Origin of the sequence: Streptomyces sp. NPDC001822 (assembly GCF_042892135.1) — a bacterium.
Lineage (GTDB): Bacteria > Actinomycetota > Actinomycetes > Streptomycetales > Streptomycetaceae > Streptomyces.
The window spans coordinates 277801-289100 of sequence record NZ_JBIATW010000002.1 but is presented as its reverse complement, the minus strand read 5'-3'; the positions used below and the strand labels follow the sequence as shown (position 1 = coordinate 289100).

Sequence of the window (11300 nt, the reverse complement as noted above, 5' to 3'; positions counted from 1 at the left end):
CGAACACGGCTCACGCCCCGGCGTAGACGTTGGCAAGGACGGCGGCGGCGATCGCCAGGACGAGGCTTCCGGCGAGCAGCGCGCTCAGGTAGGTCTGCACGTTGCCCGTCTGGGCGCGGCGGACCAGGATGCCGAGTCCGCGGGCGATGCTGCCCGAGCCGCGTACGTAGGTGTCGATGACCTCGCGGTCCAGGAAACGGACCAGGCGGGCCGCGGCCCGGACGGGGCGGACGAACAGCGCGCTGTACAGCGCGTCCAGGTGGAAGCCGGTGACCGCGTGGCGGTGGAGGGGGCCGAGCAGCAGCCGGCCGGGGTCCGACGGGTCCGGGGCGTCCGCGATCGTGCCGTACGCCGCGGTGTGCGAGGTCATGGCCTCGGCCTCCACGAGCGCGGGCTCGGCATCGGGGTGGGCGGCGACCGCGCCGACCGGTGGACGTCCCGCGAGCGCCGTGGTGTGGCGCCACGCCCCATAGGTGACGAGTCCGCCGGCGATTCCCACACCGGTGGACAGGACCGCGGTCGCGAGGGAGGGCGTGAGGCTGTGTCCGTCGAACCAGTCGGTGAGCGTGCCGACGGTGAGGCCGAAGGCGATCGTCGGGACGGCGAGGACCCAGAGCACGGAGGTCATCGCGACGGGCTGCTTGCCGTGGTCCGGGGCCTCGGGGCCGCGCCCGCGGAAGACCAGGAGCCACAGCCGGGTGGCATAGGCGGCGGTGAGGACCGCCGCGACGAGCCCGGCGACGAGGACGGTCCAGCCGGCCGCCGCCGGTGCGACGTCGCGGTCTCCAAGGGCGGTGTGTTCGGCGGCGACGAGGACCGCCTCCTTGGAGAAGAAACCAGCGAACGGGGGGATGGCCGCCAGTGCGAGCAGGGCGACGGTCATCGTCCAGTAGGCGTCGGGGATGCGCCTGGCCAGCCCGCCCATGCGGGACATGGCGGCGAGTGAGTTGGTACCCGTGGCGTGGATGACGACGCCGGCGGCCAGGAAGAGGACGGCCTTGAACGCACCGTGGGACATCAGGTGGAAGACGGCCGCCCCGCGGTCGCCGACGGCCAGGGCGCCGGACATGTAGCCGAGCTGGCCGATGGTCGAGTAGGCGAGGACGCGCTTGATGTCGTCCTGCGCGAGGGCGGCGAGTCCGGAGCCGATCATCGTGACGGCAGCCATCACGGCGAGGACGACCAGGGCCGCACCCGAGGCGGCGAAGACGGGGAGGAGGCGGGCGACGAAGTAGATGCCGGCGGCGACCATCGTCGCCGCGTGGATGAGCGCGGAGACGGGGGTGGGGCCGGCCATCGCGTCGGGGAGCCAGGTGTGCAGCGGGAACTGCGCGGACTTGCCGGCGACACCGGCGAGAAGCAGCAGTGCGACGAGGGTGGGGTGGTCGAGCCCGCCGTTGCCGACGGCCGCGAGGATCCCGGTGATCCGGAACGTACCGGTGTCGGCGGCGAGCGCGAAGAGGCCGATGAGGAACGGCACGTCGCCGAGCTTGGTGACGAGGAAGGCCTTGAGCGAGGCTGCGCGTGCCTCGGGGGTCTCCCAGTAGTGGCCGACGAGGAAGTACGAGCAGATGCCCATGATCTCCCAGCCGACCAGGAGCACCATCAGGTCGCCGGAGTAGACGACGAGCAGCATCGCGGAGGTGAAGAGGGAGACGAGCGCCGCGTACGAGGGGTAGCGGGCATCGCCCTTGAGGTAGGCGGTCGAGTAGATCTGCACGCAGCCGGCGACGAGCACGACGAGTACGGCGACGAGTACGGCGAAGCCGTCGAGGTGCAGGGCGAGATCGATCGGCACGGAACCGGTGGGGGTGTACCGGGTCGAGGCGTCGATGGCGGGGCCGCCGCCCTGCCGTGCGGCGACGACGACGGCGCACACGGCGGCGGCGAGGGTCGGAAGGACGGCGAGGGGCCGGACGAAGCCGGGGGCGGTCCGCCCGAGGAGAAGCCCGGCGACGGCGCCGAGGAAGGGGAGGAGGGGGACGAGGACGGCGAGGGTCGTGGTGGTCACGCGGTGGCCTCTGCCTTCTTTGCCTTCCCTGCCGTGGCAGTGGCCTGGTCAGCGGTGCCGGGAGCGGCCCCGTCGGGTCGTGCGTCGGGGTCGTCGGGGAGCGCGTCGGCCTCGTCGGTCTCCGCGGTGTCACGGAGGCGGTCGATGTCTGAGGTGCCGCGGTTGCGGTGGACGGCCAGGACGATCGCGAGGCCGATGCCGATCTCGGCGGCGGCGATCGCGATGGTGAAGAGGGTCAGGGCCTGGCCCGCGTGCAGGGCGTCGCGCAGCCAGACGTCGAAGGCGACCAGGTTGAGGTTGACGGCGTTGAGCATGAGCTCGACGGACATCAGGACGAGGATCGCGTTGCGGCGGGCGAGCACTCCGTACAGCCCGGTGCAGAAGAGGAGGACGGCGAGTACGACCGGATAGGCGAGGTGCATCAGCTCTTGTCCTCCCGGTGGGCGTCACTGCGGCCCCCGCGCTGCTCGGGGTCTTCGCCCGCCTCGCCCGCCTGCCCGGCGCGCCCGGCCGGAGTTGTCTGCCGGCGCTGCGGGGCCTGCGTGCTCCGCGGGCCCTGCTGACCCCGCGGGCCCTGCCGACCCTGCGGGCCTCGCTGAGCCTGCGGGTCCTGTCGGTCCTTGCGGGACAGGACGATGGCGCCCACCAGGGCGGCGAGCAGCAGGACGGAGAGCGCTTCGAAGGGCAGCACCCAGTGCCGGAAGAGGAACTCTCCGGAGACCTCGGTGGAGCCCTGGGCGGGACCGTCCAGGTCGATCCAGGTGGTCCGGAAGGCGTCGACGACGACCCAGACGAGTGCGGCGGCCGCGGCGAGGGCGACACCGAGGGCGACCCACCGGTTGCCCGAGTCCGCGTCCGGGGACCGGCCGATGGGGGCTCTGGTGAGCATGAGCCCGAAGAGAAGGAGGACGACGACAGAGCCGACGTAGATCAGGACCTGTACCCACGCGATGAACTCGGCCGTCAGGAGCAGGTACTCCACCGCGATGCCGCCGAGTGCGACGACCAGCCACAGCGCCGCATGCACCAGTTGTGCGGTCGTGACGGTGATCAGGGCCGCGCCGAGGGTGGCGAGGCCGACGAGGACGAAGGCGATCTCGACGCCGGTCGGTGAGAGGAAACCGGAGTGTCCGGCCGTGGCGGCGAACATCACTCCTGCCCCTCCTGTTCAGCTTCCCGGCCCGGCAGGGCATCGGGCGTGCCCGCCGCCCCCTCGGCGTCCCGGGCAGCCTGTATGTCCTGAGCCTCCTGGGCCTGGAGCTTCTCGGCCGCCTTGCGGGCGGCGGCGATCTCCTTGGGCTCCTCGGCGGCCGGGTCGAGTGCGGGCGGTTCGGGGACGGTCCACATCCACTCACGGAGCTTGTCGCGCTCGTGGGTGAGTTCGTGGATGTCCGTCTCGGCGTACTCGAACTCCGGAGACCAGAACAGTGCGTCGAAGGGGCACACCTCGATGCAGATACCGCAGTACATGCAGAGGGCGAAGTCGATGGCGAAGCGGTCCAGGACGTTGCGACTGCGCTCGCGGCCGCCGGGAGCGGCGGCGGGCATCGTCTCCTTGTGGGAGTCGATGTAGATGCACCAGTCGGGGCATTCACGGGCGCAGAGCATGCAGACCGTGCAGTTCTCCTCGAACAGCCCGATGACGCCGCGGGTACGGGGCGGCAGTTCGGGCTGGACGTCCGGGTACTGGGCGGTGACCGTCCGCTTCGTCATGGTCCGCAGGGTCACGGCAAGGCCCTTGGCCAGGCCTGATCCGGGGATCGGGGGCACTAGTTGATCGCCACCTTCACGATGCCGGTGAGCGCGATCTGCGCCAGGGCGAGGGGGATGAGCGTGGTCCAGGCGAGCTTCTGCAGCTGGTCCTCACGCAGGCGCGGGTAGGTGACCCGGAGCCAGATGACCACGAAGGCGAGGACAGCGGCCTTGAGCAGGGTCCAGACCCAGCCCAGTCCGTCGGCGCCGAAGGGCCCGTGCCACCCACCGAGGAAGAGGACGGTCGTCAGCCCGCACAGGACGACGATCCCGGCGTACTCGGCGAGCAGGAACAGGGCGAAGCGCAGGCCCGTGTACTCGGTGTACGCGCCGAAGATGATCTCCGAATCCGCGACCGGCATGTCGAAGGGCGGGCGCTGGAGTTCGGCGAGTCCGGCCACGAAGAAGACCAGGGCGCCCACGATCTGCCAGGGCAGCCACCACCACTCGAAGGCGTCGAGGATGCCGGGAAGCGAGACCGTGCCCGCCGCCATGGCCACGGAGGCGGCGGCGAGGAGCATCGGCAGCTCGTACGCGAGCAGTTGCGCGGCGGTGCGGAGGCCGCCGAGGAGCGAGAACTTGTTGGCCGAGGCCCAGCCCGCCATGAGCGAGCCGAGGACGCCGACGCCCATGACCGCGAGCACGAAGAAGATGCCCGCGTCGACGACCTGGCCGACCGCCCCTTCTCCGGGGCCGATCGGGATGACCACGATCACGAGGAGGTACGGGAGCAGGGCGACAGCGGGTGCGAGCTGGAAGATGCGCCGGTCCGCGTCGGCCGGCACGACGTCTTCCTTCTGCGCGAACTTCACCCCGTCCGCGACGAGCTGGGCCCAGCCGTGGAACCCGCCCGCGTACATCGGACCGAGGCGGCCCTGCATGTGGGCCATGACCTTGTGCTCGGCCTGACCCACGAGGAGCGGGGCGACCATGAACACGGCAAAGACGATGACGAGGCGGATGGCGACGTCGAGTACGTCGTTCACGCGGTATCGCCTCCGGCGGGACGGTCGGGACCGGCAGAACGGTCGTGACGGGACGACGAGGGGTCGGGGCCGGGGTCGGGGTCGGGCGCGGAACCCGACGCCCGCTCGGCCTCAGGTGCCTCCTCCGGCTCCCCCTCCGGCGCATCAGGCTGCTGCGCCGGCTCCGGGGACGGTGCGTCCTCCGGCTCCGGGGACGGTGGTGCATCCTTCGGCTCCGTGGCCCCCTCCGGCTCCGTGGGCCGCTCGGCCTGCTCGTGCCGCTTGGGGGTGGGGTCGAAGGCGGGGCGGGCGTCGTGCCAAGGCGCGTCCGCACTGCCGGCCGCCCCCTTGGGCCGTGCCGCTTCCCTGCGGTTCCGTGCGGGGTCGGTGCCGGCGGTACCGGCCTCCGGCCCGTCCGGGCCCGCACCCGTGTCCGCAGCGGCCCCGCGCGCAGCCGTGTCCCGATCCGCAGCCTTCTCCCGATCCGCTGCCTTCTCCAGGTCCGCGGCCGTCTCCCGGCCCGCAGTCGTCTCCCGGCCCGCGGCCGCGTCCAGGTCCGCACCCGCGTCGGGTGCCGGTGTCCCGGTCGGCCGCTGTGCCTGGGCGTCGCCGGTCGCCTGGCTGGCAGAGCCCTGGGAGGCGCTGCGGCTGCGCCGGGGCGGCGCCGTACGCGGGGTCGCGGCGTCCGGGGTCTCCGCGGCAGCCACCGCGTCGGGCGCCGCGGCACCCTTCGCGTCCGGTGCCGTGGCCGGCCGCTGCCCCGCCGAGCCCTCGCTCGCGGTGCGGGCCCGGCGCACCGGCCGGTCGCCGGCCGCGCGTGCGCCCCTGGCCGGGCGGGCCGGGGCGGGCGGAAGCTGGCCCTTGAGCGGGCCCCATTCGTTGGGATCGGGGACCCCGGGCGGCAGCATGGTGCGCCGCTTGGGCCCGCCGTGTTCGGACTCGCCCGGCTCCTTCGCACCCGGCCAGGCCTTGGCGACCCGGGCGGCCAGGACGAAGTCCTTGCGCAGTGGGTGGCCCTCGAAGGTCTCGGGCAGCAACAGCGGGACCAGATGCGGGTGGTCCTCGAAGCCGATGCCGAACATCTCGTGCGTCTCGCGTTCGTGCCACGCCGCACCCGCGTAGACGCCGACGGCGCTGGGCAGGGTGGCCGCGTCGTGCGGGACGGTCGTACGGACCAGCAGCCGCCGTACGGTGCCTTCGCCGATCGCCGCGACGTGAGCGCAGACGCGGAAGCCGGTGCCCGGCTCGTCGACTGCGCTCAGCCAGTCGAAATAGCTGCAGCCCAGCTCGTCGCGGGCCGTTTCGAGGGCGGGGATCCAGGACGCGGCGGGGACGTCGACGGTCAGCAGGTCGTAGGCGCGGGCGGCTGTGGCGTCCGGGCCGAAGACATCGGCGACGGCGTCGGGCAGCCGGCCGTGGAGTTCGGCGGCGGTCACGGCCGCTCCTCCCCCGGTGTCCTCGGGGTTGTCCCCGGTGCATTCGGGCCTGTCCCCGGTGTGCTCGGGGTTGTCCCCGGTGTCTTCGGGGCTGCGACGAGGCCGCTGCGCAGGGCGGCGGCGGAGGGGCGGGCGGTGTCCTCGCCGGCGTACCGCTCGGCGAGCGATTCGCGCGCGATCTTCTCCTGGAGCTTGAGGATGCCCTGGAGGAGCGCCTCGGGCCTGGGCGGGCAGCCGGGGACGTAGACGTCGACGGGGATGATCTGGTCGACGCCCTTCGTCACGGAGTACGAATCCCAGTAGGGACCGCCGCAGTTGGAACAGGCGCCGAAGGAGATGACGTACTTCGGTTCGGGCATCTGCTCGTACAGCCGCTTGACGGCAGGTGCCATCTTGTCCGTCACGGTGCCGGACACGATCATCAGGTCGGCCTGCCGGGGGCCGGGGGCGAAGGGGATGACGCCCAGCCTGATGAAGTCGTGCCGGGCCATGGAGGCCGCGATGAACTCGATGGCGCAGCAGGCGAGTCCGAAGTTGAAGACCCAGAGGCTGTAGCGGCGGCCCCAGTTGAGGACCACCTTCATCGGTTCGGGGGCGAGCCGGGACAGCACGCCGAGCTTCTTCGGCTCCGGCGGCGGCAGCGTCGGATCGGGCAGCGGAACGGGGGGTTCCGGGTTCGTCCGGCTCGTCACGCCCATTCGAGGACGCCCTTCTTCCATGCGTAGAGCAGTCCCACGGCCAGGAAGCCGAGGAAGATGAACATCTCCACCAGCGTCGTCGCTCCGTACCCCGGCGCCGCGAAGACAGTCGCCCACGGGAACAGGAAGATCGAGTCGACGGCGAAGATCACGTACAGGAAGGCGTAGACGTAGTAGCGGACCTGGGTGTGGGCCCAGCCCTCGCCCACGGGGTCCACCCCGCACTCGTAGGTGAGGAGTTTCTCCGGCGTCGGGACCACGGGCCTCAGCAGCCGGCCGGCGCCGAAGGCGACGGCGACGAACAGCACGCCGACCACGGCGAGCAGTCCGATCACCGAGTAGCTCTGGAAGTAGTCCGACGCGAGAACGGTCGGTCCCGGCACGTCCGCCACGTCCGCCCCTCGCTCCCTCAACCTGTTCGACGGTCTGTACGCACGGGAGTCTAGGCCCTGCTAAAGAGACGGTAAGCAACGCATGCGCACAAAGGGTGAGGAGGGCCTCGCGCGAACGGTGAGCGGCACCCGCCGACGAGGGGTGGGGTTTTCCCTACCGCGCGTCACCCACGAACCCCATGGCGTGCGGCAGTCCCGCCCGGCACGCTGGGTGCATGACCATGAGCCCCTCCTCGCCGGACGACGACCGGCCGCCGCCCGCGCGCTTCGCTTTCGACCGGTGGACGTGGAAGGAGATCGCGTATCTCCTGGCGAACCTTCCGACGGCGATCGCCGGGTTCGTCTACACCGTCTTCCTGATCGGCGTGGGCGCGGGACTGTCCGTCACCGTGATCGGGCTGCCGCTGCTCGCACTCGGGCTGCAGGGGGCGAGGGGGATCGGCCGGGCCGAACGAGGCCGGGCCCGGGGGATGCTCGGGGTACGGATCGACGAGCCGAGCCCGGTGGTGCGCGGCCGGCGGGAGCGGGGGTTCTTCAGCTGGCTGTGGTCGGTGCTGAAGGATCCGGTGGCGTGGAGGGCGTTGCTGTATTCGTTCATCAGGCTGCCGTGGGGGGTGGCGACGTTCACGGTGACGCTGGTGGGGCTGTTCGTGCTCTGGCCGGTGCTCCCGTACATCGCGCGGGGTCTGGCCAACGCCGACCGGGCGATGGCCCGGGCGCTGCTCTCACCCTCGGACGAGCTGGAACGCCGGATCGAGGAGCTGGAGTCGGACCGGGGGGTGGTCGTGGACACCGCCGCCGCCGACCTGCGCCGCATCGAACGCGACCTCCACGACGGCGCACAAGCCCGCCTCGTCGCCCTCGCCATGGACCTCGGCCTCGCCAAGGAAAAACTCACCCACGACCCCCAAGCAGCCGCCCGCATGGTCGACGAAGCACACGGAGAGGTCAAAGTCGCACTCCAGGAACTCCGCGACCTCGCCCGCGGCATCCACCCCGCCGTCCTCACCGACCGCGGCCTCGACGCAGCACTCTCCGCCATCGCCTCCCGCTGCACCGTCCCCGTCGACGTCACCGTCGACCTCCAGACACGACCCGCCCAGGCCATCGAAGGCATCGCCTACTTCACCGTCTCCGAACTCCTCCAGAACATCAGCAAACACGCCCGAGCCACCCGCGCCACCGTCGACGTCTGGCGCACCACCGACCGCCTCATGCTCCAAGTCACCGACAACGGACACGGCGGGGCGCGGCTGGAGGGCGGTTCGGGCATGTCGGGGCTGGCCGAGCGGCTGGGTGCGGTCGACGGGCTGTTCGTCGTGGACTCCCCCGAGGGCGGGCCCACGACGGTGACCGCGGAGCTGCCCTGGCGCGACCTGACGGACGCCCCGGCGACGCGATGACGCGGTGACGGCGACGCGGTGACGGCGACGCCCGTGGCTCGCCCCGCGGTCCCCCGTGGGGCAGCACGTGGGGCGGCCCGTGGGGCAGCCCGTGGGGCAGCCCGTGGGTGGGGAAAACCCCCTGCCGGATACGGAGAGCGCCCTCATGGTGCGGAACGCCTCCGCCCAGCAGTCTTGGAACATCAGCCGCTGTACAGGCCCGCGGGGAGTCCCCGCCCAGAAGAAACGGACGGACGCCACTGATGGCCACGGCATACGGACCGGACACGCGGGACCGCCAGGGGCCCGCCGCCGGGCCGGGGGGCGACCCGCCGGCGAAGCACTTCCTGCCCGCGCCGCTGCGTGCCCCCTTCGAGGGCCGTACCTGGCGCGAGCTGGCCTATCTGCTCCTCAGCCTGCCGATCAGCGTGGTGCTGTTCGGCGTCGCGGTGACCATGACGTCGCTGGGCCTGGGCATGCTGATCACCTTCCTCGGCATTCCGGTACTCGCGGCCGGCCTGGTCGTGTGCCGCGGCTTCGGTGTGATGGAGCGGGGCCGGGCACGCGGGCTGCTGGGGCTTGACGTCGCCGACCCCGCCCCGGTGCGCGGCCGTACCGGCGGGCTGATGTCCTGGATCGGGGCGGTGCTCAAGAGCGGGGTGTCCTGGCGGCACCTGCTCTACGCGCTGCTGCACATGCCATGGGCGGTGTTCGCGTTCACCGTGGCGGTGACGTTCTGGACGTACGGCTGGGCCGCGTTCACCTATCCGCTGTGGCACTGGGTGTTCCCGGCGTACGTGGGAGTCGACGGCATCCAGCTGTACGGCGACCGCACGCATCAGGTCTACCTCGACTCGTCCCTCGAACTGGCGGCCACCGCCGCGGTCGGGCTGGTGCTGGTCCTCGTCACCCCGTGGATCGTCCACGGTCTGGCCTCGGTGGACCGCCTGATGGTGCGGGGGCTGCTCGGTCCGTCCAGGCTGGCGACCCGCGTCTCGGAGCTGGAGTCGGACCGGGGGGTGGTCGTGGACACCGCCGCCGCCGACCTGCGCCGCATCGAACGCGACCTCCACGACGGCGCACAAGCCCGCCTCGTCGCCCTCGCCATGGACCTCGGCCTCGCCAAGGAAAAACTCACCCACGACCCCCAAGCAGCCGCCCGCATGGTCGACGAAGCCCACGGAGAGGTCAAAGTCGCACTCCAGGAACTCCGCGACCTCGCCCGCGGCATCCACCCCGCCGTCCTCACCGACCGCGGCCTCGACGCAGCACTCTCCGCCATCGCCTCCCGCTGCACCGTCCCCGTCGACGTCACCGTCGACCTCCAGGCACGACCCGCCCAGGCCATCGAAGGCATCGCCTACTTCACCGTCTCCGAACTCCTCCAGAACATCAGCAAACACGCCCGAGCCACCCGCGCCACCGTCGACGTCTGGCGCACCACCGACCGCCTCATGCTCCAAGTCACCGACAACGGACACGGCGGGGCGGACGCGGCGGCGGGCAGCGGTCTCGCCGGGCTGACGGAGCGGCTCGACGCGGTGGACGGCGTCCTCGTCGTCGACTCCCCCGCGGGCGGCCCGACGACGGTCACGGCCGAACTCCCCTGGCGGGAGTGAGCGCACGGTTCCCGCGCGGCCCACAGCCGCGGTGTCCCGGCCGCCGTCACACGGCGGCCGGGACACCGCGGCTCGCCCTGTGCGGGGACGGAACCGCTGGTCTGGGGCACACGGGGGCGCCGATGCTGGAATGCTGGACACACAGGGGCACCGCGCACGGCGGCGTACCGACGGAACACCGACAGTGGGGATGCAAGGCCGTGGAGGAAAGAGTGCGGGTCGTCATCGCCGAGGACTCGGTGCTGCTCCGGGAGGGGCTCACCCGGCTGCTGACGGATCTCGGGCACGACGTCGTCGCGGGGGTGGGTGACGCCGAGGCGCTGCTGAAGACGGTGAGTGACCTCGACGCGGAGGGCGCGCTGCCGGACGTGGTGGTCGCCGACGTGCGCATGCCGCCGACGCACACCGACGAGGGGGTCCGGGCCGCGGTGCGGCTGCGGAAGGACTACCCGCAGATCGGGGTGCTGGTGCTCTCCCAGTACGTCGAGGAGCGGTACGCCACCGAGTTGCTGGCCGGCAGCAGCCGCGGGGTGGGCTATCTGCTCAAGGACCGGGTGGCCGAGGTCCGCGAGTTCGTGGACGCCGTGGTGCGGGTGGCCCGGGGCGGTACCGCGCTGGACCCCGAGGTGGTGGCGCAGCTGCTGGGCCGCAGCCGGAAGCAGGACGTGCTGGCGGGGCTCACTCCGCGTGAGCGCGAGGTCCTGGGCCTGATGGCGGAGGGGCGTACGAATTCGGCCGTCGCCCGGCAGCTGGTGGTGAGCGACGGGGCGGTGGAGAAGCACGTCAGCAACATCTTCATGAAACTAGGCCTGTCCCCCAGCGACGGTGACCACCGGCGTGTTCTGGCCGTTCTCACTTATCTGAACTCCTGACAGACGGCGATCTTTCCTGGATGATCCGTCCGGGATGATCCAGGCGGTCCACCCGCAGTGAAGCGATACCCATGCCTCCGGCGAAAGGATGAGGGCCACAGAGGCGTTCATCGAGCGACCCGGGGGTCGGGAAATATGGCGGAGCGTGACGAATTCCGGTTCCGGAAACGCGT

General features: G+C 71.8%; 11 protein-coding genes. 3 read left to right on the top strand and 8 right to left on the bottom strand.

The genetic code is table 11. From position 1 onward, the window contains the following. Positions 1 to 10 precede the first annotated feature (10 nt). The 8 genes from ACFYY2_RS05605 to ACFYY2_RS05570 are packed head-to-tail and all read right to left on the bottom strand — an operon-like array spanning position 11 to position 7254. Positions 11 to 2011, bottom strand: coding sequence for an NADH-quinone oxidoreductase subunit L (locus tag ACFYY2_RS05605; protein WP_388737431.1), 2001 nt, complete (start codon positions 2009 to 2011; stop codon positions 11 to 13). Continuing rightward, positions 2008 to 2433: an NADH-quinone oxidoreductase subunit NuoK gene (gene nuoK / locus ACFYY2_RS05600; protein WP_388737428.1), complete on the bottom strand. Its 426-nt coding sequence runs from the start codon at positions 2431 to 2433 to the stop codon at positions 2008 to 2010. The genes ACFYY2_RS05605 and nuoK overlap by 4 nt, the downstream gene beginning before the upstream one ends. Next, complete coding sequence (locus ACFYY2_RS05595) at positions 2433 to 3161, bottom strand: NADH-quinone oxidoreductase subunit J (RefSeq protein WP_388737426.1); 729 nt, start codon at positions 3159 to 3161, stop codon at positions 2433 to 2435. Before ACFYY2_RS05595 ends, nuoK begins: the two co-directional genes overlap by 1 nt. Then, entirely contained in the window at positions 3161 to 3781 is a 621-nt protein-coding gene (locus tag ACFYY2_RS05590) for a NuoI/complex I 23 kDa subunit family protein (protein ID WP_388737423.1), read from the bottom strand. The genes ACFYY2_RS05595 and ACFYY2_RS05590 overlap by 1 nt, the downstream gene beginning before the upstream one ends. Beyond that, the gene (locus ACFYY2_RS05585; protein WP_388737420.1) at positions 3781 to 4749 is read right to left on the bottom strand and encodes an NADH-quinone oxidoreductase subunit H; all 969 of its coding nucleotides are present in this window, start codon (positions 4747 to 4749) and stop codon (positions 3781 to 3783) included. The genes ACFYY2_RS05590 and ACFYY2_RS05585 overlap by 1 nt, the downstream gene beginning before the upstream one ends. Next, the gene (locus ACFYY2_RS05580; RefSeq protein WP_388737418.1) at positions 4746 to 6164 is read right to left on the bottom strand and encodes an NADH-quinone oxidoreductase subunit C; all 1419 of its coding nucleotides are present in this window, start codon (positions 6162 to 6164) and stop codon (positions 4746 to 4748) included. The genes ACFYY2_RS05585 and ACFYY2_RS05580 overlap by 4 nt, the downstream gene beginning before the upstream one ends. Continuing rightward, positions 6161 to 6862 carry an NADH-quinone oxidoreductase subunit B gene (locus ACFYY2_RS05575; protein ID WP_388737415.1) on the bottom strand — a complete coding sequence of 234 codons (702 nt, stop codon included), beginning with the start codon at positions 6860 to 6862 and terminating at the stop codon, positions 6161 to 6163. The genes ACFYY2_RS05580 and ACFYY2_RS05575 overlap by 4 nt, the downstream gene beginning before the upstream one ends. Further along, positions 6853 to 7254, bottom strand: a complete 402-nt coding sequence (locus ACFYY2_RS05570; protein ID WP_388737413.1) for an NADH-quinone oxidoreductase subunit A — start codon at positions 7252 to 7254, stop codon at positions 6853 to 6855. Before ACFYY2_RS05570 ends, ACFYY2_RS05575 begins: the two co-directional genes overlap by 10 nt. Before the next feature lie 215 nt (positions 7255 to 7469). On the opposite strand from ACFYY2_RS05570, the gene ACFYY2_RS05565 reads away from it, so the two are divergent. The 3 genes from ACFYY2_RS05565 (at position 7470) to ACFYY2_RS05555 (ending at position 11127) form a co-directional block, all read left to right on the top strand. Beyond that, on the top strand, positions 7470 to 8657 hold the full coding sequence (locus ACFYY2_RS05565) for a sensor histidine kinase (RefSeq protein WP_388737411.1): 1188 nt from the start codon (positions 7470 to 7472) through the stop codon (positions 8655 to 8657). 242 nt (positions 8658 to 8899) lie between these two features. Beyond that, complete coding sequence (locus ACFYY2_RS05560; protein ID WP_388737408.1) at positions 8900 to 10255, top strand: sensor histidine kinase; 1356 nt, start codon at positions 8900 to 8902, stop codon at positions 10253 to 10255. A 212-nt stretch (positions 10256 to 10467) separates the two neighbouring features. Continuing rightward, complete coding sequence (locus ACFYY2_RS05555; protein WP_388738579.1) at positions 10468 to 11127, top strand: LuxR C-terminal-related transcriptional regulator; 660 nt, start codon at positions 10468 to 10470, stop codon at positions 11125 to 11127. Positions 11128 to 11300: the final 173 nt, after the last annotated feature.